The following is a 23,586-nucleotide window of genomic DNA, read 5'->3' as shown; positions in this document are numbered from 1 at the left end:
TCAGCGGCTCAGCTGCCGGGAGTGGACTGCCAGGGGATCGGCTCACAGGGCTTCGCCGTGCCCTTGACCGCGGAAAAGTAGGAGCCTCCCAGAACGTTTTCGATCAGCAGGGTGTCGCCGGGGGCAAGCGTCGCGCTCCACTCCGGCGATCCGGCCCCGGCGGACTGATCACTGCCCACGCCGGGATGGATGGGAAGCTCGGCCACGCCCGACTGTCCCTGCTCGTGCTGGGCCTTCACAAGGCTCGCCAGTACGGAGGAGACGGTGTGCACGTCCATCAGCGGGCTGATCGCCTCACCGCGCGGCCACGCACACACCGAGTCGGCCGCCGGCGTGTCGATGCTCACGCGCACGTCCAGCGCCCGCAGGCGCTCGGCCAGCTCCGCCTGCTCCGCGCGGTCGGGGGTGATGTCCGGGACCGTGACGGTCACGGTCCCGTCGGGGTGCTCCTGCACCGCGTACGCGGCCGAGCCGCCACCGAGCCCCTGCACCGCGAAGGTGCCCACCACCGCCGCTCCCGCCGCCACCGCCGCCACGGCCGCCACGCGGCGCCCGGATGCTGCGCGGGCGAGGTCGGGGCGCGGCCCCCGGGCTGTGATCTCCTGCTTCAGCTCGTCCAGCAGCCTGTCTTCGAATGTCGTCATGCCTGCTCCCCAATGGTCGTGGCCAGCGTCGGCGCGGCCTGCCGTGCGATTCCGTCGCGCTTCTGCGTCCCGGCTCCGATACGGGCCGGGTCCGCTGCTTCTCCGCCCCGCCCGTCCGTACGGCCGCGCAGCGTCCTGCGGGCCCGGTGCAGGCGCACGCGGGCGGTGACCTGGCGTATGCCGAGCACGGCAGCCGCCTCCGCCACCGTGAGCTGCTCAAGTGTCATCAGCTCGATTACCTCGCGCTCGCCCTGCGGCAGCTCCGTCAGCGCGGCCATCGCCGCCCGCGCGGGCACCTCCGCGTCCATCTGCTCCTCCAGCCGGGCAATGTCGTCGGCCTCCAGCAGCCGCCGACCCGCAATGCGGGTGTGCAGGGCCGCCTGGCGGGCGCTGCGGCGGACTTCGGCCGCGACCGTATTGCGGGCGATGCCGTAGAGCCACGCCGTTTCGCTGCCGCGGGAGGGGCGGTAGGTCCGCGCCGAGTCGATCGCCGCGAGGAAGACCTCGGCGGTCAGGTCGGCCACGGTGTGCGGATCGGATACCCGGCGGACCAGATAGCGGGTGACTGCCCGGACATGGCGGCGGTAGAACTCCTCGAAGAGTTCCGGATCCCGGGCCGCCGCGGCCGGGCCGATCCTGTGGCGGGGGTCGTCCGTCACGTAGTGCCTCCCCTTGTCTTCGGCCGTTCCGTCACAGGTACTTGGCTCGCGGGCCGCGGGGCGTTACACAACAGGGGATGTCAACCGCTCGTCAACGTGGTGCGCGAGGTTCGCGGGGGCACCTGGCGTGATGCGGGAGCCGAGCGCAAGGGGGAGGCACGACAGGTCTAAACCAGTTTGTCCACAGCCCCTTGTCAGAGGCCGCCGCGACTGATGAGCTAAGCGCGGGACACAACGGACAGCCCTGGAAGAGGTAGCAGTCGTGAGCAACGAGAGCCTGGCCAACCTTCTGAAGGAGGAGCGCCGCTTCGCCCCGCCGGCGGAGCTGGCCGCCGCCGCCAACGTCACCGCGGAGGCGTACGCGCGGGCCGAGTCGGACCGGCTGGGCTTCTGGGCCGAGCAGGCCCGTCGGCTGAGCTGGGCCGTCGAGCCGACCGAGACGCTCGACTGGTCGAATCCGCCCTTCGCCAAGTGGTTCGAGGACGGCAAGCTGAACGTGGCGTACAACTGCGTCGACCGCCATGTCGAGGCCGGCCACGGCGACCGGGTCGCCATCCACTTCGAGGGCGAGCCGGGCGACAGCCGCTCGATCACCTACGCCGAGCTGCAGCGCGAGGTGGCCAGGGCGGCCCACGCGCTGACGGAGCTGGGCGTGCGCAAGGGCGACCGCGTCGCCGTCTACATGCCGATGATCCCGGAGACGGTGATCGCGATGCTGGCGTGCGCGCGGCTGGGCGCCCCCCACTCCGTGGTCTTCGGCGGCTTCTCCGCCGAGGCGCTGGCCACCCGGATCTACGACGCCGACGCCCAGGTCGTGATCACGGCCGACGGCGGCTACCGCCGGGGCAAGCCCTCCGCCCTCAAGCCCGCTGTGGACGAGGCGGTCGGGCGCTGCCCGGGCGTGCGCAAGGTGCTCGTCGTGCGGCGTACGGGCCAGGAGGTCGCCTGGGACGACGAGCGCGACGTGTGGTGGCACGAGATCGTCGAGCGCCAGCCCGACGCCCACACCCCCGAGGCGCACGACGCCGAGCACCCGCTCTTCATCCTCTACACCTCCGGCACGACGGGTAAGCCCAAGGGCATCCTGCACACCACCGGCGGCTATCTCACCCAGACGTCCTACACCCACCACGCCGTCTTCGACCTCAAGCCCGAGACCGACGTCTACTGGTGCACGGCGGACGTCGGCTGGGTGACGGGCCACTCGTACATCGTCTACGGGCCGCTCTCCAACGGCGCCACCCAGGTGCTCTACGAGGGCACCCCCGACACCCCGCACCAGGGCCGCTGGTGGGAGATCATCGCCAAGTACGGCGTGACGATCTTCTACACCGCGCCGACCGCGATCCGCGCCTGCATGAAGTGGGGCGACGACATCCCGGCCACGTTCGACCTCTCCAGCCTGCGGCTGCTGGGCTCGGTGGGCGAGCCGATCAATCCCGAGGCGTGGATCTGGTACCGCGAGCACATCGGCGCCGACGCCGTCCCGATCGTGGACACCTGGTGGCAGACCGAGACGGGCGCGATGATGATCTCACCGCTGCCGGGCGTCACGACGACCAAGCCGGGCTCCGCCCAGGTCCCGCTGCCCGGCATCGCCGCCACCGTGGTGGACGACGACGCCAACGAGGTACCCGACGGCGCCGGCGGCTACCTGGTGCTCACCGAGCCGTGGCCGTCGATGCTGCGCACGATCTGGGGCGACGACGAGCGCTACAAGGACACCTACTGGTCGCGCTTCCCGGGCCGGTACTTCGCCGGTGACGGGGCGAAGAAGGACGAGGACGGCGACATCTGGCTGCTCGGCCGGGTGGACGACGTGATGCTGGTCTCCGGCCACAACATCTCCACCACCGAGGTCGAGTCCGCGCTGGTCTCGCACCCCAAGGTGGCGGAGGCGGCGGTGGTGGGCGCCACCGACCCGCAGACCACGCAGGCGATCTGCGCGTTCGTCATCCTGCGCGGCTCCGCCGGGCAGGACGGGGCCGAGGACGAGGGCCTGGTCGAGGAGTTGCGGGCGCACGTCGCCAAGGCGCTCGGCCCCATCGCCAAGCCGAAGCGGATCCTGCCCGTCGCCGAGCTGCCGAAGACCCGCTCGGGCAAGATCATGCGGCGGCTGCTGCGGGACGTCGCGGAGAACAGGGCGCTGGGCGACGTCACGACGCTGACCGACTCCTCCGTCATGAACCTCATCCAGGCCAAGCTGCCCTCGGCCGGCTCGGAGGACTGACAGGACCGGTCGGACCGGCCACCGTGTCCCCGAGGGGGCGCTCCCGTACTGCGGGGGCGCCCCCTCGGCCGTAGCGTGAGGCGGACCGGGCCCGCCACCGACCGGTGCGCCGTATAGGGTGGCGGGAACAGAGCAGGTCAACAGGGCGCGCCGGGAAGTCTGGTCGGCACACGATTTCGTGTACCCAGCGGATCACGACCCAGGAGGCACTCCCGTGGCCGAGCCCGACCCTCAGCAGCGCACCCCGTTCCTCGGCCACCAGTCGCTGAAGGAGCGCCTCTTCACCCTCGACGTGCTGCGCACCGAGACGGTCGGCGGTGTCCTGTTGCTGCTCGCGGCGCTCGCCGCGCTCGTCCTGGCCAACACCGGCGCCAGCGGCTGGTACGAGGACGTCAAGACCTTCTCCTTCGGCCCCAGCGCCCTCAACCTCCACCTCGACGCGGCCCACTGGGCCATGGACGGCCTGCTGGCCGTCTTCTTCTTCGTCGCGGGCATCGAGCTCAAGCGCGAGCTGGTCGTGGGCGAACTGCGCGACCCGAAGGCCGCCGCCCTACCGGTGATCGCCGCGATCTGCGGCATGGTCGTCCCCGCGGTCCTGTACGTCGTCGTCAACTCCGCCGGCGGCGGCAGCCTGCAGGGCTGGGCCATCCCGACCGCCACCGACATCGCCTTCGCGCTCGCCGTCCTGGCCGTCATCGGCAGCTCCCTGCCCACCGCCCTGCGCGCCTTCCTGCTCACGCTGGCCGTGGTCGACGACCTCTTCGCGATCCTGATCATCGCGGTCTTCTTCACCACGACCATCAAGTTCTGGGCCCTGGGGCTGGCCGTGCTCGGGCTGGCCCTCTTCTGGCTGCTGCAGCGCAGGAACGTGCACGGCTGGTACGTCTACGTCCCCCTCGCCCTGGTCATCTGGGCGCTGATGCACGAGAGCGGCGTGCACGCCACGGTCGCCGGCGTCGCGATGGGCCTGACCCTGCGGGTCACCACCGGGCCCGGCGAGAAGGAGTCGCCCGGCGAGCGCGTCGAGCACCAGGTGCGCCCGTTCTCCGCCGGCCTCGCCGTACCGGCCTTCGCCTTCTTCGCCGCCGGAGTCTCCGTCTCGGGCGACTCGCTGGCCGAGGTCTTCACCGACCCCGAGCCGCTCGGCGTGGTCATCGGCCTCTTCCTCGGCAAGATGCTGGGCATCTTCGGCGGGGCCTGGCTGGCCGCCCGCTTCACCCGGGCCGCGCTCAACGAGGACCTGGACTGGGAGGACGTGCTGGCCGTCGCCTGCCTGGCGGGCATCGGCTTCACCGTCTCGCTGCTGATCAGCGAGCTGGCCTTCGCCGACGACCCCGACCTGACCACGCAGACGAAGGCGGCCGTGCTGGTCGGCTCCCTCATCGCCGCGACCGTCGCCTGCGTCGCGCTGAAGTGGCGCGACGCCGCGTACCGGCGCATCAGCGAGCGGGAGAACCTGGACGAGGACGGGGACGGCATTCCCGACATCTACGAGCAGGACGACCCCGCGTACCACCTGCGGATGGCCGCCATCCTTGAGGAAAGGGCCGCGAAGCACCGCAAGTGGGCGGAAACTCATCCGGGCGAGCAGAAGCAGGGTGACACCCGGCATGATGTGTAGCCTGAAAGCCACTTGAGGAATACCGAGGACCCACCCGCTCCCCGGCACTCCGCGCGCACACTCCCGTCAACGACGTGGCCCGGGACCAGGCTTTCACCGGGCCGAAAGCGAAAGGAAGGGTGATCCAAGCGATGAGTGCCCCCGCCGGCGAGCATGTGGAGCGCAGCCTCGGACAGCTGGTCTCCACGGCCACCTCCGACATGAGCGCGCTGATCCACGACGAGATCGCCCTCGCCAAGGCCGAGCTGCGCGCGGACGTGAAGCGGGCCGCCCTGGGCAGCACCGCCACGATCGTGGCCGGCGTGCTCATCCTCTTCGGCTTCCCCATGCTGAGCTTCGCCCTGGCCTACGGGCTGCACGCGGCCGGCATCTGGCTGTGGGCCGCGTTCCTCATCTCCTTCGGCGTCCACCTGGTGCTGGGCCTGCTGGTCGCGCTCGTCGGCGTCATGTGGCTACGCAAGATCAAGAAGCCGGAGAAGACGATCGCCTCCGTGCAGGAGACCGCCCAGGTCTTCTCCGGGGTGCGTCCGGGCCGCCGTCGTTCCCACGCCGCACGCCGCGCCGGTGACGATGTGAGATATTCCCGCACATGAGCCTCTCCCCCCGCGCCCAGGTGCCCCCCGTGAAGATCGAGGGGCCCTGGACGCACCGCGATGTCGCGGCCAACGGCGCCCGCTTCCACATCGCGGAGCTGGGTGACGGGCCGCTGGTGCTGCTGCTGCACGGCTTCCCCCAGTTCTGGTGGACCTGGCGCCACCAGATGACGGCGCTGGCGGCGGCGGGCTACCGTGCCGTCGCGATGGACCTGCGGGGCGTCGGCGGCAGCGACCGCACCCCGCGCGGTTACGACCCGGCCAACCTGGCCCTCGACGTCACCGGCGTGATCCGCTCCCTGGGCGAGCCGGACGCGGCGCTGGTCGGCCACGACCTGGGCGGCTACCTCGCCTGGACCGCCGCCGTGATGCGGCCCAAGCTGGTGCGCCGGCTGGCGGTCGTGTCGATGCCGCACCCCCGGCGCTGGCGCTCGGCGCTGCTGGGCGACCGGCGCCAGACCGCGGCCAGCGCGCACATCTGGGGCTTCCAGCGCCCCTGGCTGCCCGAGCGTCAACTCGTCGCGGACGACGCGGCCCTGGTGGGGCAGCTGATCCGCGACTGGCGCGGCCCGGTGCGGCCCGACGAGGACGCCGTCGACGTCTACCGCCGGGCCATGCTGATCCCCTCCACGGCGCACTGCGCGGTGGAGCCCTACCGCTGGCTGGTGCGCTCGCTGCTGCGGCCCGACGGCGTGCAGTTCAACCGGCGCATGAAGCGCCCGGTGCGCGTCCCCACGCTGCATCTGCACGGCTCGCTGGACCCCGTGATGCGCACCCGCAGCGCGGCGGGCTCGGGGGAGTACGTCGAGGCGCCCTACCGCTGGCGGCTCTACGACGGCCTCGGGCACTTCCCGCACGAGGAGGACCCGGTGGCCTTCACCACCGACCTGCTGGACTGGCTGCGCGACTCCGAGCCGGACCGCTGATCCGCCCGTCCGCGGCACGTCCTCGCGTACGCCTGCGCCCCGGTCTGTCCGCAAACCCGCACGCAGCCCGCGCCTCAGCCGCGTGAGTGCCGCAGCCGCGCGCTCATCCAGCGCGCCCGGCGGCGGATGATCCGGGGAATCCCCAACTGCCCGGCGAAGGAACCGCCCATCGCCCCCTCGGAACTCCGGCTCCCGGCGCCGTGGTGGCCACGGGCCCGGGAGGTTCCTGCACCTACATCGTTGTAGTCATGCGTCCAGCCCATACCCCGGACACTGCCCCGGCCCCGGCGGCCGTACACCCCCGCGAACCAGCCAATCGGCCTAGGCGCCCCGCATATGTCCGTTCGACGAACGGACGGGTGAACGGACATATGCGCGCGCCCGGTTGGCCCCTCACATCGCGCAGCCCTGGCTGTCCACCTGCCGACTCGCGACGCGGCCCCGCTCGATGTCCTCGCGCACCTCGTCGACCGTGAGCGCGTAGCCCGTGTCGGCGTTGTCGAGGGACTTGGCGAAGATGACACCCGCCACCTCGCCGCGCGGAGTCAGCAGCGGGCCGCCGGAGTTGCCCTGGCGGACCAGGGTGTAGAGGGAGTAGACGTCGCGGGTGACCGTGCCGCGCCGGTAGATGTCCGGGCCGCCGGCCTCGATCCGGTCGCGCACGCGCGCCGCCCGTACGTCGAAGCCGCCGTTCTCGGGGAAGCCCGCGACGATGGCGTCGTCTCCGCTACGGGCGTCGCCGCCGGTGAACTTCAGTGCGGGTGCGCGCAGTCCCGGCACCTCGATCACCGCGATGTCGCGCTCCCAGTCGTAGAGGACGACCTCGCCCTCGTAGACGCGCCCGGTGCCGCCGATCTGCACGGTCGGCTCCGTGACACCGCCGACCACGTGGGCGTTGGTCATGACCCGCTGCGGGGCGAAGACGAAGCCCGTGCCCTCCAGCGTCTTGCCGCAGCCGGGCGCGGCGCCGACCACCTTGACGATGGACTGCTTGGCGCGGGCCACCACCGGGCTCTCGACCAGCGCCCTGTCGGGCGGCGGCACGTTGGTGATGCGCTCGCCCGCGAAGGGGGAGAAGACCGAGGGGAAGCCGTTGCGCGCCAGGACGTTGCTGAACTCGCCGAACCAGGTGTCCGCGGTCTGCGGCATCACCTCGGCGACCCCGCCCAGCACCTTGGAGGAGCGCACCTCCCTGCCCAGCCACTGCGTCGAGGTGCCCAGCGCGCTGCCTATCAGCCAGGCGACCAGCAGCATCGCCACCACGTTGACCAGCGCGCCGCCGCCGGCGTCCAGGGAGCGGGCCGGGGACCAGGTGATGGACCGGCGCAGCTGGTTGCCCAGGTGGGTGGTGAGGGCCTGGCCGACCGAGGCGCAGACGATCACCAGCATCACGGCGACGATGGTCGTCACCTGGCCGACGGCCGCCCCGTCGGTGGCGCTGTCCCAGATCACCGGCAGCAGGTAGATGGCGAGGAGCCCGCCGCCCAGGAAGCCGATCACGGAGAGGATGCCGACGACGAAGCCCTGCCGGTAGCCGACCACGGCGAACCAGACGGCCGCGGCCAGCAGGAATATGTCGAGCACGTTCACGCGAGCCACCGTCTCATGAGCGCAGGTCCAGGGGCACCTGCCGGGAGGTATCCCAGGTCTCTTCCCAGCCGCAGTGATGGAGGATCCGGTCGATCACCCCGGCCGTGAACCCCCACACCAGCGCCCCGCCGACCTCGAACGCCGGGCCCCGCCAGCCGCTGGGATGGACCGTGGTGGCCCGGTTGGCCGGATCGGCCAGCTCGGCCACGGGGACGCTGAAGACCCGCGCGGTCTCCCGGGAGTCGACGGCGCGGACCGGGCTGGGGGCGCGCCACCAGCCCAGGACGGGGGTGACGACGAAGTCGCTGACGGGGATGTAGAGCCGCGGCAGGACGCCGAAGAGCTGCACGCCCGCCGGATCCAGGCCGGTCTCCTCCTGCGCCTCGCGCAGCGCGGCCCGCAGCGGACCATCGCCCTGCGGATCGCCGTCCTGCGGGTCGAGGGTGCCGCCGGGGAAGGAGGGCTGGCCGGCGTGCGAGCGCAGGCTGCCGGCCCGTTCCTGCAGCAGCAGCTCCGGGCCGTGCTCCCCCTCGCCGAAGAGGACCAGCACGGCCGACTGCCGACCGCCGCTCTTCGGCGGCAGGAAGCGGCTGAGCTGCTCCGGGCGCACCGTGCGGGCGACCTCGGCGACGGGGTCGAGCCAGGCCGGCAGCCCCTCGGCGCTGAGGGTGAGCGTCTCGCGGGCGTGCGTCATACGGTGCCCTGCGGGGCCGCCGGGATGCCCGGGTAGTCCGGCGGGGGCTTCAGGCGCTGGCCGGGGAAGCCGCCCTTCTCGTACTTCAGCAGCTTGCGCGCCTTCTCCGGATCGGTCTCCCCGACCCCGTACGAGGGGCACAGCGCGGCGATCGGGCAGGCGCCGCAGGCGGGCTTGCGGGCGTGGCAGATGCGGCGGCCGTGGAAGATCACGCGGTGGGAGAGCTCCGTCCAGTCCTTCCTGGGGAACATCTCCGCGACGACCGCCTCGATCTTCTCCGGCTCGCTCTCCGCGGTCCACTTCCACCGCTCGCGCACCAGTCGCTGGAAGTGGGTGTCGACGGTGATGCCGGGGACGCCGAAGACGTTGCCCAGCACGACGTTGGCCGTCTTGCGGCCTACTCCGGGGAGGGTGACCAGCTCTTCCAGGGTCCGCGGGACCTCGCCGCCGAAGTTCTCCACCAGCGCCTTGGACAGGCCCATGATCGAGCGGGTCTTGGCGCGGAAGAAGCCGGTGGGGCGGATCAGCTCCTCCACCTCCTCGGGGTTCGCGGCGGCGAGGTCCTCGGGGGTGGGGTACTTGGCGAAGAGCGCGGGGGTCGTCTGGTTCACCCGCAGGTCCGTGGTTTGCGCGGAGAGCACCGTGGCGACCAGCAGCTCGAAGGGGTTCTCGAAGTCCAGCTCCGGGTGGGCGTACGGGTAGACGTCCCCCAACTCGCGGTAGATCCGCCGCGCCTGGCGCACCCGGCCCGTACGGGTCGGCGCCACCTTGGCCCTTTTGATCACGGGCTCCGCCGCCTCGTCTCGCTCAGCCATGCGGGCCAGCCTACGGCCCCGCGCGGGGGCGGAGCGGCGAATACCGGTGCTTGGCCGTCGGGGGATTCGAGCCGGGTACGGGCGGTGGCGGCGCTGCTGCGTTCGCGTGGCGGTGGCGGCGTGGCCTCCGGCGCCTCGGCCGCGCTGGGTCGGGCGCGCGCAGTATCGGGGGGAAGCCCGTACCCCCCGGGAGCCGATGTGCAGCAGTCGTACGAACTGGCCCTTCCCCCGCCCGCCGAGCCGCCCGAAACGGCGGAAGCCGCCCCCCGGCGGCGCGGGATCCGCCGGGCGCTCGGGGCGGCGGTGGCCGGCGCCGGGCTGCTCGGCTGGCTCCTCACCGGCCGGGTGTGGTCCTGGGCGGCGGTCGGGGCGTGGCAGACGGTGTGCGTGTCCGTGGTCGTGCAGGCGCTGCCCTTCCTGGTCCTGGGCACCCTCCTGTCCGGCGCCATCAGCGCGCTGGTGCCCGCGCACGTCCTCGCCCGCGCCCTGCCCCGGCGGCCCGCGCTCGCCGTACCGGTGGCCAGCGCGGCCGGGATGGTGCTGCCGGGCTGCGAGTGCGCCTCGGTGCCGGTGGCCGGCAGCCTGATCCGGCGCGGGGTCCTGCCGTCCGCCGCGCTGGCCTTCCTGCTCTCCGCCCCGGCGGTCAACCCGATCGTGCTGACCGCCACCGCCATCGCCTTCCCCGGCAGTCCCGAGATGGTCGTGGCGCGGCTGGCGGCCTCGCTGGCCACCTCGATGGCGATGGGCTGGCTGTGGCTGCGGCTGGGGCGTACGGACTGGCTGCGGCTGCCGCGCCGGACGGGCGGCCACGAGGGCGGCGGCGCCGGGCGGCTGACGGAGTTCCGGCTGGCCGTGCAGCACGACTTCCTGCACGCCGGCGGGCTGCTGGTGGTGGGCGCGATGGCGGCGGCCACCTTCAACGTGGCGGTGCCGCGCTCGGTGCTGGACACCTTCTCCGCCTCGCCGTGGGCCTCGGTGCTGTTCCTGGCGGGCCTGGCGGTGGTGCTCTCCATCTGCTCGGAGGCGGACGCCTTCGTCGCGGCCTCGCTGACCGGCTTCTCGCCGACCGCGCGGCTGGTGTTCATGGTGGTGGGCCCGATGGTCGACCTGAAGCTGATCGCCCTGCAGGCCGGCACCTTCGGCCGGGGCTTCGCCCTGCGCTTCTCCGGCGCCACGCTGGTGGTGGCCGTGGTCAGCGCCTCCCTGACCGGGTGGTGGCTGCTGTGAGGCGCTTCGGGCAGGGGCTGCTGCTGATGCTGGCCGGCGGGGCGGTGCTGCGGATCTCGCTGCTGAGCGAGCTGTACCTGCGCTACGTCAAGGAGGGGCTGCGCCTGCCGCTCGTCGTCTCGGGGGCGGTCCTGCTGCTGCTCGGGGTGTGCGAGACGGTCCGGGCGGCGTCCCACGGGGACGGTCCCGGGGCTGATCACGGGCACGACCACTCGCATCTCCCCCGGTCCGCCTGGCTGCTGCTCCTCCCCGTACTGCTCCTACTGCTGCACGCGCCGCCCCCGCTGGGCGCCTTCACCGCCGCGCGCGAGAGCGCCAAGGCGCCGGCGTCCGCGCCCCGTACTCCCGACCGGCAGGTGAAGTTCGCGCCCCTGCCGGCGGGGGATCCGGTCCCCATGCCGCTCTCGGAGTTCACCCTGCGCGCCCAGCACGACCGCCGGCAGAGCCTGCGGGGCCGCACCGTACGGATGACCGGCTTCGTCACGCCCGACCGGAGCGGCGCCGGCGGCTGGCGGCTCACCCGGCTGGTGATCAGCTGCTGCGCCGCCGACTCGCAGTCCGTCACGGTCCGCATGCGGGGCGCCGCAGCGCCGCCCGCCGACACCTGGGTGACGGTGACCGGCCGCTGGTCGGCCGCGGGCACGCTGGGCACGCCGTCCGCGGCCAACGAGCTGCGGGTGGAGAGCCTGGCGGAGGTCGAGCGGCCGGCCAGCCCGTACACCGACACCGTGGCGCGGCCGCCCGGGTGAGAGGGTGTTCGCTCAGGGCTGAATCGGGGGGTTCAGTCACCCGTTCGGGCCTGGTCCGGCCGTTCTCCCCAGGGGGTCGGGCACTCGTCCGGCGCAGTGGCGTTCCCGCCGGTCAGGCCCGAAAACGACCCCTGGGGCACGATCAGGTCCGGCAGTACGTCAAACTTGTGATTGATCGCACTGTTTTACTGTCCGGCATCATGGAGACCACACCGCAAGATCCAAGGTCGCCTGGGCATGTCGACAAGGAGAGACTCGTGGACGACGTTCTGCGGCGCGCCCCGCTTTTTGCGGCGCTCGACGACGAGCAGGCCGGTGAGCTGCGCGCTTCCATGGCGGAGGTCACGCTCGCCCGCGGCGAGTCGCTGTTCCACGAGGGCGACCCCGGGGACCGGCTCTACGTCGTCACGGAGGGCAAGGTGAAGCTCCACCGCACCTCCCCCGACGGCCGGGAGAACATGCTGGCGGTGCTCGGCCCCGGCGAGCTCATCGGCGAGCTGTCCCTCTTCGACCCCGGTCCCCGTACGGCCACGGCCACCGCGCTGACCGAGGTCAAGCTGCTGGGGCTGGGCCACGGCGACCTGCAGCCCTGGCTGAACGTCCGGCCCGAGGTGGCCGCGGCGCTGCTGCGGGCCGTCGCGCGGCGGCTGCGGCGCACCAACGACCAGATGTCCGACCTGGTCTTCTCCGACGTCCCCGGCCGGGTGGCGCGGGCGCTGCTCGACCTCTCGCGGCGCTTCGGCGTGCAGGCGGACGAGGGCATCCACGTGGTGCACGACCTCACGCAGGAGGAGCTGGCGCAGCTGGTGGGCGCGTCGCGGGAGACCGTGAACAAGGCGCTCGCCGATTTCGCTTCGCGGGGGTGGCTGCGGTTGGAGGCCCGTGCGGTGATTCTTCTCGATGTCGAGCGGCTGGCTAAGCGGAGTCGTTGATTTCGACTGCGGTTCGCCGACAGGCGGCGGTGGCGCCGGCGCCTGCGGCGCGCTTCGGCTTCACCGAAGTCCTCACCGCATCTCATAGCGGGCTCCGCCCGCGGGCCGGACGGGCTGGGTGCGGTCTCGTGAGCCGAGTCAGTACCGGGTGGTCAAAGGGGTGTCGTGCGCGGGCTCACCGGTGACGGGTTCATTGCCCGTGAGGGCTCGCTCGACCGGGTTCGGGCGCCCTTCGACGTCGTGGTCGACTCCGTGCGGCGGGAGCTGGGGGCCTGGGGTGGCGGGCTGCACAGTGCGTATCTCTACGGGAGTGTGCCCCGGGGCACGGCTGTCGCCGGGGTCTCCGATCTGGATCTGCTGATCGCCCTGCGGCGCGAGCCGACCGATGGCGACCGGGCGGCCGCGCGGGCCGTGGAGGCGCGGGTTGACGCCGCGTTTGGGCAGGTCGACGGGGTGGGTGTGCTGCTGTTCAGCGCGGAGGTGCTGTGCAGTGAGCTGGAGCGCTACGACCTGGGGTGGTTCGTCGCCTGCCTGTGCACCCCGCTCACCGGGCTCGATCTGGGCGCCGGGCTGCCGCGCTACCGGCCGGACTCACTGCTGGCGCGCGAGACGAACGGCGATCTCGCGCTCGTACTGCCCCAGTGGGCGGACCGGCTGGCGGCAGGCGGCGAGGCGGAGCTGCTCGCCCTCAGCCGGATCGTCGCGCGCCGGCTCGTACGGACCGGGTTCACCCTCGTCATGCCGCGCTACGGGGGCTGGACCAGCGATCTCGCCGAGTCCGCCGAGGTGTTCGGCGCGTACTACCCCCAGTGGGCCGACCTCATGCGCGAGGCCGCCCGCATCGGCCGCGAGCGCACGGCCGACCCCGGGGCGCTGGGCGAACTGGTGCACGGACTCGGCCCCTGGCTGGCCGGCGAGTACGCGGCGGTGCACGGGGTGAAGGCGCCGCGGCCGTACTGAGGCGCCCTCAGATCAGGCCGTGTTCCGACAGGTAGTCGAGTTGGGCCCGTACCGACAGCTCCGCCGCCGGCCACAGGGCGCGGTCCACGTCCGCGTAGACGCGGGCCACGACGTCCGCCGGGGTGCGGTGGCCGTTCTCCACCGCCGTCTCGACCTGGGCCAGGCGGGCGGCGCGGTGGGCGAGGTAGAACTCCACCGCCCCCTGCGCGTCGGTCAGCACCGGGCCGTGGCCCGGGAGCACCGTGTGCACCCCGTCGTCCACCGTCAGCGAGCGCAGCCGGCGCAGGGAGTCGAGGTAGTCGCCCAGCCTGCCGTCCGGGTGCGCCACCATCGTCGTGCCCCGGCCCAGCACCGTGTCGCCGGTGAGGACCGCGCCGTCGGCGGGGAGCTGGAAGCTGAGGGAGTCGGAGGTGTGGCCGGGGGTGGGCACCACGCGCAGCTCCAGGCCGCCCGTCGTGACCACGTCGCCGCCCGCCAGGCCCTCGCCGCCCAGCCGCAGCGCCGGGTCCAGCGCCCGTACCCGCGTGCCCGTCAGCTCGCAGAAGCGCGCCGCGCCCGCCGCGTGGTCGGCGTGGCCGTGGGTGAGCAGCGTGAGCGCCACCCGCTTGCCGAGCCGCTCGGCGGTGGCCACCACCGCCGCCAGGTGCGCCTCGTCCAGCGGGCCCGGGTCGATGACGACGGCCTCCTCGGAGTCGGGCTCGGCGACGATCCAGGTGTTGGTGCCGTCCAGCGTCATCGGCGAGGGGTTGGGGGCCAGTACGCAGTACGCGCGCGCACTCGCCCGCCCGGTGAGCGCGCCGGTGCGCGGGCGGCCGGGAAGCTCGGCGTCGGTCATGCGGGGAGCCTCCTGGTGAACTCCTCGTGCCCCGGCCAGCTGAGCGTGAGCCGCCCGTCCTCCGCCAGGCTCGCCGTCGCCAGTACGGGCGCCAGCTCGCGCCCCGGTGCGGCGGCCAGCACCGCCTGCGGCGTCTCGTACGCCGTGAGGTCGCGCAGCATCGTGATCGTCGGCGGCATCATCAGCAGCTCGCCCCGCCCGTAGCCCACGACCGCCTCGGCCGGGCGTACCCAGACGGTGCGGTCGGCCTCGGTGGAGGCGTTGCGGGTGCGCTGGCCGGCGGGGAGGGCGGCGGTGAAGAACCAGGTGTCGTAGCGCCGCCGCTCGAACTCCGGGGTGATCCAGCGCGCCCAGGCGCCCAGCAGGTCGGAGCGCAGCACGAGCCCGCGGCGGGCGAGGAGGTCGGCGAAGGACAGCTCGCGGGCGACCAGCGCCAGGCGGTCGGCCTCCCAGTCGGCGCCGGTGGTGTCCGCGACGACGGCCTCGGGGGAGGGTCCGGCCAGCAGGACGCCGGCCTCCTCGAAGGTCTCGCGTACGGCGGCGCAGACGATCGCCTGGGCCTCGGCCTCACTCGGGGCGCCGAGCCGGCGCGCCCAGTCGGCGAGGCCGGGTCCGGCCCAGGCGACGGGCCGGACGTCGCGTTCGTCGACCGAGCCGCCGGGGTAGGCGTAGGCGCCCCCGGCGAAGGCCATGGAGGCGCGGCGGCGCAGCATGTAGACGTCCATTCCAGACGTCCCGGACCCGGACGCCCCGGGCCGCAGCAGCAGCACAGTCGCCGCGCGCCGGGGCGCGACGGGCGTCAGCTCGCCCCTGGCCAGGGCGCGGATGCGGTCGGGCCACTCGGGCGGGTACCACTGCCCGTCGGAGGGGCCGTCGAGGGGGGCGCCGGAGGAGCCGCCGGATGCTTCGGGCATGGGCGGATGCTACGTGCCTTCGCCCCGGCGCACGAGAGGGGCCGGGGTGTGACCCCGGCCCCTCTCGCCCGTAAACCCGCGAGCCCGCGAGCCCGCGAGCCCGCAAGCGACGGCCTCAGTCCGCGACCTCGACCACGAACTCCACCTCGACCGGCGCGTCGATCGGCAGCACCGAGACCCCGACCGCCGAGCGCGCGTGCACGCCCGCCTCGCCGAAGACCTTGCCGATCAGCTCGCTCGCGCCGTTGACCACGCCCGGCTGGCCGGTGAAGTCCGGGGCGGAGGCGACGAATCCGACGACCTTCACGACCCGCTTGACCTTGTCCAGGTCACCGATCACGGACTTGATCGCGGCCAGCGCGTTGAGCGCGCAGCGCTCGGCCAGCCGCTTGGCCTCCTCCGGCGTGACCTCCGCGCCGACCTTGCCGGTGACGTGGAGGGAGCCGTCGACCATCGGCAGCTGGCCGGCGGTGTACACGTAGTCGCCGGTGCGCACCGCGGGCACGTACGAGGCCAGCGGAGCCGCGACCTCCGGCAGTTCCAGCCCCAAGGCGGCGAGCTTCGCCTCGACCGCGCTCACGCCTGCTTCTCCCGCTTCAGGTAGGCCACCAGCTGCTCGGGGTTGGGCCCGGGCACGACCTGGACCAGCTCCCAGCCGTCCTCGCCCCAGGTGTCCAGGATCTGCTTCGTCGCGTGCACCAGCAGGGGGACCGTCGCGTACTCGTACTTCGTCATGCGGCGACTGTACGACAGCCGCGCACCCCGGCTCACCCGTGCCGCCCCCATAACGCCGCTCCACGTTTTAGTCTCGAACACGTGAGGCTTCATGTGGTCAGCGGCAAGGGCGGGACCGGCAAGACCACGGTCGCCGCCGCCCTCGCGCTCGCCCTCGCCGAGGAGGGGCGGCGCACGCTCCTGGTCGAGGTCGAGGGCCGGCAGGGCATCGCGCAGCTCTTCGAGACGGAGGCGCTGCCCTACGAGGAGCGGCGCATCGCCGTCGCGCCCGGCGGCGGGGAGGTGTTCGCGCTCGCCATCGACGCCGAGCAGGCCCTCCTGGACTACCTGCAGATGTTCTACAAGCTGGGCGGCGCGGGCCGCGCCCTGCGCAAGCTCGGCGCCATCGACTTCGCCACCACCATCGCCCCGGGCCTGCGCGACGTGCTGCTCACCGGCAAGGCGTGCGAGGCGGTGCGCCGCCGGCGCAGGAGCGGGGGGTACGTCTACGACGCGGTGGTGATGGACGCCCCGCCCACCGGCCGCGTCACCCGCTTCCTCGGCGTCAACGACGAGGTCGCCGGGCTGGCCAGGGTCGGCCCCGTCCACAAGCAGGCCCAGTCGGTGATGCGGGTCCTGAAGTCCCCCGAGACGGCCGTGCACCTGGTGACGCTGCTGGAGGAGATGCCCGTCCAGGAGACCGTGGACGGCGTCGCCGAGCTGCGCGCGGCCGGGCTGCCGGTGGGGTCGGTGGTCGTCAACACGGTCCGCCCGGCGCTGCTGGACGAGACCGCGCTCGCCGACGCCGCCCGCGACCCCGAGGCGGTCGCCCAGGCCCTCGCGACGGCCGGCCTGGGCGCCGCGCGGGGGGCGGCGGGGGGCACGCCGACCAAGGCCGTACGGGCCCTGGTGGCGCCCCTGCTGGAGCAGGCCCGCGAGCACGCGGCGCGACTGGAGCTGGAGGGGGCCGAGCGGGCGGAGGTCGCCGCGCTGGGACTGCCGGTGCGCGAACTGCCCCTGCTGGCCGAGGGAGTCGACCTGGCGGGGCTGTACCTGCTGGCCGAGGAGCTGCGCAAGCAGTGGACGGAGTGACGCCGAGGATGACCCTTCAGCAGCCCCCGCGGCTCGACGTCGACGCGCTCCTGGACGACCCCGGCACCCGGATCGTGGTGTGCTGCGGCTCCGGCGGCGTGGGCAAGACCACCACCGCCGCCGCGCTGGGCGTACGGGCGGCCGAGCGCGGCCGGCGGGTGGTGGTGCTGACCATCGACCCGGCCCGGCGCCTCGCGCAGTCCATGGGCATCGCCGAGCTGGACAACACCCCGCGCCCGGTGGCGGGGGTGAAGACGACGGGCGAGGGCGCGCTGCACGCCATGATGCTCGACATGAAGCGCACCTTCGACGAGATCGTCGAGGCGCACGCCGACCCCGAGCGGGCCCGCACCATCCTGGCGAACCCCTTCTACCAGTCGCTCTCGGCGGGCTTCGCCGGCACGCAGGAGTACATGGCGATGGAGAAGCTCGGCCAGCTGCGGGCGAGCGAGGAGTGGGACCTGATCGTCGTGGACACCCCGCCCAGCCGCTCCGCGCTGGACTTCCTCGACGCCCCCAGCCGGCTGGGCTCCTTCCTCGACGGCCGGCTGGTCCGGCTGCTCACGGCCCCGGCGCGGGTCGGCGGGCGGGCCGGGATGCGCTTCCTGGACCTGGGGATGTCGCTGTTCACGAACACGCTCGGCAAACTGCTCGGCGGTGAGCTGCTGCGCGACGTGCAGACCTTCGTGGCCGCCATGGACTCCACCTTCGGCGGCTTCCGCAAGCGCGCGGAGGCCACCTACCGGCTGCTGCAGGCGCCCGGCACGGCCTTCCTCGTCGTCGCGGCGCCCGAGCGCGACGCCCTGCGCGAGGCCGCCTACTTCGTCCAGCGGCTGGAGGCGGACCGGATGCCGCTGGCCGGGCTCGTCCTCAACCGGGTGCACACCAGCGGCGCGGCCCACCTCAGCGCCGAGCGGGCCCTCGCGGCGGCGGAAAACCTCGCCGGGGGCGGCATTGTGGATCGCCCGGCCGGGCAGACGTCCTCTCGGGCGCCCTTCTCCCCCGGCCCCGGCTCAACCGAGGACTCCGCCGACTCCGCCGACACCACCGCCGCGCAGGACCCTTCCGGTACGGACCCCGCGGACGTCACCGCCGCGCTGCTGCGGCTGCACGCCGAGCGCATGCACGTACTGGCGCGTGAGCAGCGCCGCCGCGACCGTTTCACCGCGCTGCATCCGGACGTCCCGGTGGCCGAGGTGGCGGCGCTCCCCGGCGACGTGCACGACCTGGCCGGGCTGCGGGACATCGCGCAGCGGCTCGCGGCAGCGGACCGGTAGGCGGCGGCCTGGTAGGCGCGGCGGCCTGGTAGGCGGCCGCGGCAGCCCAGGGGGCAGCCCGGAACGGCACCTGGCCCGGGCTGGTCGGACCCGGGCCGTGCAGGCGGTGAGGGGTACGGAGCGGGCGGTCAGCCCACCGCGATCGCGTACTCCTCGTCCTCCACGGGGAGCAGCCCCGCGGAGCGCTCGTACTCGAGCTTCGCCGTCTCAAGGAGGCGGCGCCAGGAGGTGACGGTCGGCCGGCGGCGCAGCAGTGCCCGCCGCTCGCGCTCCGTCATACCGCCCCAGACCCCGAACTCCACCCTGTTGTCGAGCGCGTCGGCGAGGCACTCCGTACGCACCGGACATCCGGTGCATACTGCCTTCGCCCTGTTCTGCGCCGCACCCTGGACGAACAGTTCGTCCGGATCAGTGGTGCGGCACGCTGCCTGTGCACTCCAGTCGGTAACCCAGCTCATGCTGGCGCCGTCCTCTCCCGAATTGAGGCTCCCCCACGGCGGCAACGGCATATTCACCGCCGCCAGTTGAGGACGTTACGGAAGGAGAGCAGGGCGCAACACCCCCTGCGGGCCCAATCTTGCATGGTCCGAACGGACTATGTGTATGCGGCAGATCACCCAGGGGAGTGAGCGGGCCGCAAGCCTCGCCAACAGGGCATATGCCCACAGATCGTCGGCGCCTCTCGGTCAGGCCAGGGGTCATTCGGCGACACATTCCGCCAATTCGGTCATGTCTCATCACCCACAGGAGTGATGTCACAGGCGACAGGCGCGTACCCCTGGACAACCGATAGCAGCGTATGGGAACAGACAGGCGGCTGTCCGGGGATTCAGAAGTTAGGGTGGGGCGCATGGCATACAAGCGTCCCGGCGGGGGTCTCACCACAGCCCAGCAGGCCGCGAAGTTCCTCGGCGTCAGCGTCCTCGCGGGCGGTCTGCTCGCCGGGCTCTCGCTGCCGGCCGTCGGCGCGCTCGGGCTCGCGGCCAAGGGGACGGTCGAGGGCTTCGACAAGCTGCCGGCCAGCGTCGAGCAGCCCCCGCTGAGCCAGAAGTCCACCATCCTCGACAAGGACGGCGGCCTGATCGCCACCGTCTACGCCCGCAACCGCACGGTCGTCCCGCTCAAGCAGGTCGCCCCCGCGATGCAGCAGGCCATCGTCGCCATCGAGGACATGCGCTTCTACGAGCACGGCGCCGTCGACCTCAAGGGCATCCTGCGCGCGGTCAACGCCAACGCCCAGGCCGGCACGGTGCAGGAGGGCGCCTCCACGCTCACCCAGCAGTACGTGAAGAACATCGCGATGGAGGAGGCCGGCGAGGACCAGGCGAAGCTCGCCGCGGCCACCCGCCAGACGCTCGGCCGCAAGATCCGGGAGCTGAAGCTCGCCATCCAAGTGGAGCAGGAGCTGACCAAGAAGCAGATCCTGGAGAACTACCTCAACATCGCCTTCTTCGGCGAGCAGGCGTACGGCGTGGAGGCCGCCGCCCAGCGCTACTACAGCAAGCCGGCCAAGGACCTCACCGTCCCCGAGGCCGCGATGCTCGCCGGCGTCGTCCAGTCGCCCTCGCGCTACGACCCGCTCAACGACGAGCAGGAGGCGCTCAAGCGCCGCAACACGGTCATAGACAAGATGGTCCAGGCGAAGTACGTCACCCCGGCGGTGGCGGCGAAGGCGAAGGCCAAGGGGCTGGGACTGAAGTTCAGCTCGCCGCGCAACGGGTGCATCACGGCGGTCAACGGCGCGGGCTTCTTCTGCGACTACGTGCGCGAGACGTTCCTGCAGAACCCCGTCTTCGGCAAGACCGCCGGCGAGCGGAAGAAGAAGTGGGAGCACGGCGGCCTGACGATCCACACGACGCTGGATCCGAAGGCGCAGCGGTCGATCAACGAATCGATCAAGAAGCACGTCTACCAGACGGACAAGGTCGCCGCCGCCGTCTCCATGGTCCAGCCCGGCACGGGCCGGATCGTCGGCATGGGCCAGTCCCGCCCGTACGGCCTGGATCCCAAGCAGCACCAGACCACGCTCAACCTCTCCGCCGACCAGAAGATGGGCGGCTCGCGCTACGGCTTCCAGGTCGGCTCGACGTTCAAGCCGATCACCGCCGCCGCGGCGATCGAGGAGGGTATGCCGCTCACGAAGGTCTACCCCTCGCCGAACAAGATGACCTGGAAGAGCCCGATCAGGACCTGCGGCACGAACTGGTCGAACACCCAGCGCGAGACCACCCAGAACGAGACCCGCGAGGAGGTCGGCCCCTACGGTCTCGCCGAGGCGACCAAGAAGTCGATCAACACCTACTTCGCGGCCATGATCTCGGAGTACGGCATCTGCCCGGTCACCGAGATGGCCCAGCGCATGGGCGTGCACACCGGTAACGGCGGCAAGCTCTCGCAGGTGCCGACGATGACCCTGGGTGTCGCCGACATCTCCCCGCTGACCATGGCCAACGCCTACGCCACCTTCGCCAACCGCGGCGTCTACTGCACGCCGGTCGCGATCCAGTCGATCACCGACGCGCACGGCAAGAAGCTGCGGGTCCCGAAGACCGCGTGCTCGCGGGCCATGGAGACGCGCACCGCCGACACGATCAACACCCTGCTCAAGGGCGTGGTCAGCGACGGTACGGGCCAGCTGGCCGGGCTGAGCGGGCGCGACAACGGCGGCAAGACCGGTACGACCGACGAGCGCAAGAACGCCTGGTACGTGGGGCACACCCCGAACCTGGCCGCCGCGGTCTGGGTCGGCGGCCCCGGCGCCGAGAAGCCGAAGATGGTCAACATCACCATCGGCGGCAAGTACCACTACAAGGTGTTCGGCGGCGCGGTCCCCGCCCCCATCTGGCGCGACGCGATGGCGGGCGCGCTGGAGGGCAAGCCGGCGCCGTCCTTCGTCACCGTCCCGCTGCCGCGTCCCGAGCCCAAGAAGAAGCCCGGCGACGACGACCGGGACAAGCCCGGCAACGGCAACAACGGCGGGCTGCTCGACGGGGGGCTGCTCACCGGCGGCACCGACGGCGGGACGACCGACGGCACGAACGGCAGCACCCCGACCGGGGGCACGCTCACCGGCGGCACGACGGACGGCACCACCACCGTCGGGGCGACCGACGGCGGCACCCTCGACGGCGGGCTGCTCACCGGGGGCACCACCGGCACGGACGGCGGCAGGAACAACGGCGGCGGCACCACCGGCTGGCAGTAGCCCGGCACACGACGCACGAAGGGGCGGCCTCCCGAATCCGGGAGGCCGCCCCTTCGTGCGTGCACGGGGGCGCGCGGCCCCTGCCGTACGGGCCCGCGCTCAGCCCTGCAGCGCGCGCTTCACCGCGGCGGCGACGCGGCCGCCCTCGGCGAGGCCGGCGACCTTCGGGTTCACGAGCTTCATCACGGCGCCCATGGCCCGCGGCCCCTCCGCGCCGGCGGCCCGCGCCTCGGCCACGGCGGCGTCGACGAGCACGGTCAGCTCCTCGTCGGAGAGCTGCTTGGGCAGGTACGCGTCGAGGATCGCGCCCTCGGCCAGCTCCCGCTCGGCCGACTCCGCCCGACCGCCGGCGGCGAACGCCTCCGCGGCCTCCCGGCGCTTCTTCGCCTCGCGGGCGATGACCTTCAGCACCTCGTCGTCGGAGAGCTCGCGCGCCTGCGTACCGGCGACCTCCTCCTTGGTGATCGCGGTGAGGGTCATCCGCAGCGTGGCGGAGCGCAGCTCGTCACGCGCCCTGATGGAGGCGGTGAGGTCGTCCTTCAGCGTGGCCTTGAGCGTGGTCATGCCCCGAGTCTCCCATGCCGTACGGGGCCGGGGCCGCCGGATTTTCCCGAGGGCAGCCGCTGCGGCCCGTACCGCTTCTGGGACGATGGGCGGATGCGCGCGCGATACGGAGTCCCCCTGGCCCTGACCGCCCTCGGCACGGCGTGTGCCGGCTATGCCGCCGGGGTGGAGGTGCGCTCCTTCCGGCTGCGGCGGGTGACGGTGCCGGTGCTGCCGGCGGGGATGGCGCCGCTGCGGGTGCTGCACGTCTCGGACATCCACATGGTCGGCGGCCAGCGCAAGAAGCAGCGCTGGCTGCGGTCCCTGGCGGGCCTGCGCCCGGACCTGGTGGTCAACACCGGCGACAACCTCTCCGACCCCGAGGGCGTACCGGAGCTGCTGGACGCGCTGGGCCCGCTGCTGGAGTTCCCGGGCACGTACGTGATGGGGTCGAACGACTACTACGCCCCCCAGCTGCGCAATCCCGCGCGCTACCTGCTGGAGCGGGCCCGCGGCGTCCACGGCCTGAACGGCAAGAACGACCCGGCGATCGGCGTGCGGCGCAACCCCTGGGAGGGCATGCGCGACGCCTTCGAGGCGGCGGGCTGGGTGGGCCTGTCCAACAGCCGCGGCCGGCTGAAGCTGGCGGCCGGCCCGGAGCTGGCGCTGACCGGCCTGGACGACCCGCACATCAAGCGCGACCGCTACGAGCGGGTGGCCGGCGGCCCGGAAGAGGGCGCGGACCTCTCCCTGGCCGTGGTGCACGCCCCGTACCTGCGCGCGCTGGACGCCTTCACGGCGGACGGCTACCCGCTGATACTCGCCGGCCACACCCACGGCGGCCAGGTCCGCATCCCCTTCTACGGGGCGCTGGTCACGAACTGCGACCTGGACACGGCCCGCGTCAGCGGCCTGTCCACCCACACGGCCGAGTCCGCCGCCGGCTCCCGTACGGCCCACCTGCACGTCTCGGCGGGCTGCGGCACCAACCGCTACACCCCCGTCCGCTTCGCCTGCCCCCCGGAAGCGACGCTGCTCACACTGGTCCCGGACGCCGCTAACTGAATTTCGCCCTGCGCCGAGGGTGGGCTACAGTAGTGCTCGTTGCTTCGGGGTGTGGCGCAGCTTGGTAGCGCGCTTCGTTCGGGACGAAGAGGCCGTGGGTTCAAATCCCGCCACCCCGACAGAAGAAACAACAGGTCAGGGGCCTGATTCGAGAGATCGAATCAGGCCCCTGACCTGTTGTGTGGATCGCTGAGGTCAGCTCCGGCTACGGGACGTACGGAAAGTGGGTTGTGTACGTACTCGAAGCGGCGGTCGCGTTCGCGGTGTGAGGGTGGGCGGCGGGTCCGTCGGCCATAGAACT

Annotated in this window: 24 protein-coding genes and 1 tRNA gene; 13 read left to right on the top strand and 12 right to left on the bottom strand. The window is 72.7% G+C overall.

Translation table 11 applies throughout. The annotated features are described in order from the left end of the window. Positions 1 to 8: 8 nt before the first annotated feature. The gene (locus ACFQLX_RS08025; protein WP_386413400.1) at positions 9 to 644 is read right to left on the bottom strand and encodes a hypothetical protein; all 636 of its coding nucleotides are present in this window, start codon (positions 642 to 644) and stop codon (positions 9 to 11) included. Then, positions 641 to 1,303, bottom strand: coding sequence for an RNA polymerase sigma factor (locus ACFQLX_RS08020; protein ID WP_386413399.1), 663 nt, complete (start codon positions 1,301 to 1,303; stop codon positions 641 to 643). Before ACFQLX_RS08020 ends, ACFQLX_RS08025 begins: the two co-directional genes overlap by 4 nt. Positions 1,304 to 1,565: 262 nt before the next feature. Here ACFQLX_RS08020 and acs point away from each other — a divergent pair, with 262 nt between their 5' ends. The 4 genes from acs (at position 1,566) to ACFQLX_RS08000 (ending at position 6,673) form a co-directional block, all read left to right on the top strand. Continuing rightward, positions 1,566 to 3,533: an acetate--CoA ligase gene (acs, locus tag ACFQLX_RS08015; protein WP_386413398.1), complete on the top strand. Its 1,968-nt coding sequence runs from the start codon at positions 1,566 to 1,568 to the stop codon at positions 3,531 to 3,533. 214 nt (positions 3,534 to 3,747) lie between these two features. Continuing rightward, positions 3,748 to 5,154 (top strand): Na+/H+ antiporter NhaA, encoded by a 1,407-nt coding sequence (nhaA, locus tag ACFQLX_RS08010; RefSeq protein ID WP_386413397.1) that lies wholly within the window; start codon positions 3,748 to 3,750, stop codon positions 5,152 to 5,154. Positions 5,155 to 5,285: 131 nt separating this feature from the next. Further along, on the top strand, positions 5,286 to 5,747 hold the full coding sequence (locus tag ACFQLX_RS08005) for a phage holin family protein (RefSeq protein WP_386413396.1): 462 nt from the start codon (positions 5,286 to 5,288) through the stop codon (positions 5,745 to 5,747). Beyond that, positions 5,744 to 6,673 (top strand): alpha/beta fold hydrolase, encoded by a 930-nt coding sequence (locus ACFQLX_RS08000; protein ID WP_386413394.1) that lies wholly within the window; start codon positions 5,744 to 5,746, stop codon positions 6,671 to 6,673. Before ACFQLX_RS08005 ends, ACFQLX_RS08000 begins: the two co-directional genes overlap by 4 nt. A gap of 74 nt (positions 6,674 to 6,747) precedes the next feature. Here ACFQLX_RS08000 and ACFQLX_RS07995 read toward each other — a convergent pair whose 3' ends face one another. From ACFQLX_RS07995 to nth, 4 genes are all read right to left on the bottom strand, one after another. Then, positions 6,748 to 6,936, bottom strand: coding sequence for a hypothetical protein (locus tag ACFQLX_RS07995; protein ID WP_386413393.1), 189 nt, complete (start codon positions 6,934 to 6,936; stop codon positions 6,748 to 6,750). Between the two features lie 130 nt (positions 6,937 to 7,066). Next, complete coding sequence (locus ACFQLX_RS07990; protein ID WP_386413392.1) at positions 7,067 to 8,263, bottom strand: MarP family serine protease; 1,197 nt, start codon at positions 8,261 to 8,263, stop codon at positions 7,067 to 7,069. Positions 8,264 to 8,276: 13 nt separating this feature from the next. Then, positions 8,277 to 8,957, bottom strand: a complete 681-nt coding sequence (locus tag ACFQLX_RS07985; RefSeq protein WP_386413391.1) for an NUDIX hydrolase — start codon at positions 8,955 to 8,957, stop codon at positions 8,277 to 8,279. Beyond that, complete coding sequence (gene nth, locus ACFQLX_RS07980) at positions 8,954 to 9,772, bottom strand: endonuclease III (RefSeq protein ID WP_386413389.1); 819 nt, start codon at positions 9,770 to 9,772, stop codon at positions 8,954 to 8,956. Before nth ends, ACFQLX_RS07985 begins: the two co-directional genes overlap by 4 nt. A 198-nt stretch (positions 9,773 to 9,970) precedes the next feature. Between nth and ACFQLX_RS07975 the strand changes: the two genes are divergently transcribed. The 4 genes from ACFQLX_RS07975 (at position 9,971) to ACFQLX_RS07960 (ending at position 13,640) form a co-directional block, all read left to right on the top strand. Continuing rightward, positions 9,971 to 10,999: a permease gene (locus tag ACFQLX_RS07975; RefSeq protein ID WP_386413387.1), complete on the top strand. Its 1,029-nt coding sequence runs from the start codon at positions 9,971 to 9,973 to the stop codon at positions 10,997 to 10,999. Further along, positions 10,996 to 11,748 (top strand): TIGR03943 family putative permease subunit, encoded by a 753-nt coding sequence (locus ACFQLX_RS07970; RefSeq protein ID WP_386413385.1) that lies wholly within the window; start codon positions 10,996 to 10,998, stop codon positions 11,746 to 11,748. Before ACFQLX_RS07975 ends, ACFQLX_RS07970 begins: the two co-directional genes overlap by 4 nt. A 257-nt stretch (positions 11,749 to 12,005) precedes the next feature. Beyond that, the gene (locus ACFQLX_RS07965) at positions 12,006 to 12,680 is read left to right on the top strand and encodes a Crp/Fnr family transcriptional regulator (RefSeq protein WP_386413383.1); all 675 of its coding nucleotides are present in this window, start codon (positions 12,006 to 12,008) and stop codon (positions 12,678 to 12,680) included. Between the two features lie 165 nt (positions 12,681 to 12,845). Then, complete coding sequence (locus tag ACFQLX_RS07960) at positions 12,846 to 13,640, top strand: nucleotidyltransferase domain-containing protein (protein WP_386413382.1); 795 nt, start codon at positions 12,846 to 12,848, stop codon at positions 13,638 to 13,640. Between the two features lie 7 nt (positions 13,641 to 13,647). Here ACFQLX_RS07960 and ACFQLX_RS07955 read toward each other — a convergent pair whose 3' ends face one another. From ACFQLX_RS07955 to ACFQLX_RS07940, 4 genes are all read right to left on the bottom strand, one after another. After that, positions 13,648 to 14,475: an MBL fold metallo-hydrolase gene (locus ACFQLX_RS07955; RefSeq protein ID WP_386413381.1), complete on the bottom strand. Its 828-nt coding sequence runs from the start codon at positions 14,473 to 14,475 to the stop codon at positions 13,648 to 13,650. Then, positions 14,472 to 15,389, bottom strand: a complete 918-nt coding sequence (locus tag ACFQLX_RS07950; protein WP_386413380.1) for an NUDIX hydrolase — start codon at positions 15,387 to 15,389, stop codon at positions 14,472 to 14,474. The genes ACFQLX_RS07955 and ACFQLX_RS07950 overlap by 4 nt, the downstream gene beginning before the upstream one ends. Positions 15,390 to 15,504: 115 nt before the next feature. Beyond that, the gene (locus ACFQLX_RS07945) at positions 15,505 to 15,969 is read right to left on the bottom strand and encodes a RidA family protein (RefSeq protein WP_386413379.1); all 465 of its coding nucleotides are present in this window, start codon (positions 15,967 to 15,969) and stop codon (positions 15,505 to 15,507) included. After that, complete coding sequence (locus ACFQLX_RS07940; protein WP_345619542.1) at positions 15,966 to 16,124, bottom strand: DUF4177 domain-containing protein; 159 nt, start codon at positions 16,122 to 16,124, stop codon at positions 15,966 to 15,968. The genes ACFQLX_RS07945 and ACFQLX_RS07940 overlap by 4 nt, the downstream gene beginning before the upstream one ends. 81 nt (positions 16,125 to 16,205) lie before the next feature. Here ACFQLX_RS07940 and bagA point away from each other — a divergent pair, with 81 nt between their 5' ends. Both bagA and bagB read left to right on the top strand, forming a co-directional pair. Next, positions 16,206 to 17,195 (top strand): ATPase BagA, encoded by a 990-nt coding sequence (gene bagA, locus ACFQLX_RS07935; RefSeq protein ID WP_386413378.1) that lies wholly within the window; start codon positions 16,206 to 16,208, stop codon positions 17,193 to 17,195. Between the two features lie 8 nt (positions 17,196 to 17,203). Then, the gene (gene bagB / locus ACFQLX_RS07930) at positions 17,204 to 18,472 is read left to right on the top strand and encodes an ATPase BagB (RefSeq protein ID WP_386413376.1); all 1,269 of its coding nucleotides are present in this window, start codon (positions 17,204 to 17,206) and stop codon (positions 18,470 to 18,472) included. A gap of 128 nt (positions 18,473 to 18,600) precedes the next feature. Here the strand turns inward: bagB and ACFQLX_RS07925 are convergent, their stop codons facing one another. Next, the gene (locus ACFQLX_RS07925) at positions 18,601 to 18,930 is read right to left on the bottom strand and encodes a WhiB family transcriptional regulator (RefSeq protein ID WP_386413375.1); all 330 of its coding nucleotides are present in this window, start codon (positions 18,928 to 18,930) and stop codon (positions 18,601 to 18,603) included. 392 nt (positions 18,931 to 19,322) lie between these two features. On the opposite strand from ACFQLX_RS07925, the gene ACFQLX_RS07920 reads away from it, so the two are divergent. Further along, positions 19,323 to 21,677 (top strand): transglycosylase domain-containing protein, encoded by a 2,355-nt coding sequence (locus ACFQLX_RS07920; protein ID WP_386413373.1) that lies wholly within the window; start codon positions 19,323 to 19,325, stop codon positions 21,675 to 21,677. Between the two features lie 99 nt (positions 21,678 to 21,776). On the opposite strand, the gene ACFQLX_RS07915 is transcribed toward ACFQLX_RS07920, so the two are convergent. After that, the gene (locus ACFQLX_RS07915) at positions 21,777 to 22,241 is read right to left on the bottom strand and encodes a GatB/YqeY domain-containing protein (protein ID WP_386413371.1); all 465 of its coding nucleotides are present in this window, start codon (positions 22,239 to 22,241) and stop codon (positions 21,777 to 21,779) included. Between the two features lie 93 nt (positions 22,242 to 22,334). Here ACFQLX_RS07915 and ACFQLX_RS07910 point away from each other — a divergent pair, with 93 nt between their 5' ends. Further along, on the top strand, positions 22,335 to 23,285 hold the full coding sequence (locus ACFQLX_RS07910) for a metallophosphoesterase (protein WP_386413370.1): 951 nt from the start codon (positions 22,335 to 22,337) through the stop codon (positions 23,283 to 23,285). Between the two features lie 45 nt (positions 23,286 to 23,330). Beyond that, a tRNA-Pro gene (locus tag ACFQLX_RS07905) sits at positions 23,331 to 23,404 on the top strand. Positions 23,405 to 23,586: the final 182 nt, after the last annotated feature.

The sequence above is a fragment of the Streptomyces polyrhachis genome (assembly GCF_042663125.1).
GTDB lineage: Bacteria > Actinomycetota > Actinomycetes > Streptomycetales > Streptomycetaceae > Streptomyces > Streptomyces polyrhachii.
Note: the sequence above shows the minus strand (reverse complement) of the source record. Positions and strands in the feature narration are given on the sequence as shown.

What these genes read in the sequence shown, in the direction of transcription:
- ACFQLX_RS08025 (WP_386413400.1), bottom strand. Translation starts at nt 644, where the DNA reads ATGACGACATTCGAAGACAGGCTGCTGGACGAGCTGAAGCAGGAGATC.
- ACFQLX_RS08005 (WP_386413396.1), top strand. Translation starts at nt 5,286, where the DNA reads ATGAGTGCCCCCGCCGGCGAGCATGTGGAGCGCAGCCTCGGACAGCTG.
- ACFQLX_RS08000 (WP_386413394.1), top strand. Translation starts at nt 5,744, where the DNA reads ATGAGCCTCTCCCCCCGCGCCCAGGTGCCCCCCGTGAAGATCGAGGGG.
- ACFQLX_RS07995 (WP_386413393.1), bottom strand. Translation starts at nt 6,936, where the DNA reads ATGGGCTGGACGCATGACTACAACGATGTAGGTGCAGGAACCTCCCGG.
- ACFQLX_RS07985 (WP_386413391.1), bottom strand. Translation starts at nt 8,957, where the DNA reads ATGACGCACGCCCGCGAGACGCTCACCCTCAGCGCCGAGGGGCTGCCG.
- nth (WP_386413389.1), bottom strand. Translation starts at nt 9,772, where the DNA reads ATGGCTGAGCGAGACGAGGCGGCGGAGCCCGTGATCAAAAGGGCCAAG.
- ACFQLX_RS07955 (WP_386413381.1), bottom strand. Translation starts at nt 14,475, where the DNA reads ATGACCGACGCCGAGCTTCCCGGCCGCCCGCGCACCGGCGCGCTCACC.
- ACFQLX_RS07950 (WP_386413380.1), bottom strand. Translation starts at nt 15,389, where the DNA reads ATGCCCGAAGCATCCGGCGGCTCCTCCGGCGCCCCCCTCGACGGCCCC.
- ACFQLX_RS07940 (WP_345619542.1), bottom strand. Translation starts at nt 16,124, where the DNA reads ATGACGAAGTACGAGTACGCGACGGTCCCCCTGCTGGTGCACGCGACG.
- bagB (WP_386413376.1), top strand. Translation starts at nt 17,204, where the DNA reads ATGACCCTTCAGCAGCCCCCGCGGCTCGACGTCGACGCGCTCCTGGAC.
- ACFQLX_RS07925 (WP_386413375.1), bottom strand. Translation starts at nt 18,930, where the DNA reads ATGAGCTGGGTTACCGACTGGAGTGCACAGGCAGCGTGCCGCACCACT.
- ACFQLX_RS07920 (WP_386413373.1), top strand. Translation starts at nt 19,323, where the DNA reads ATGGCATACAAGCGTCCCGGCGGGGGTCTCACCACAGCCCAGCAGGCC.
- ACFQLX_RS07915 (WP_386413371.1), bottom strand. Translation starts at nt 22,241, where the DNA reads ATGACCACGCTCAAGGCCACGCTGAAGGACGACCTCACCGCCTCCATC.
- ACFQLX_RS07910 (WP_386413370.1), top strand. Translation starts at nt 22,335, where the DNA reads ATGCGCGCGCGATACGGAGTCCCCCTGGCCCTGACCGCCCTCGGCACG.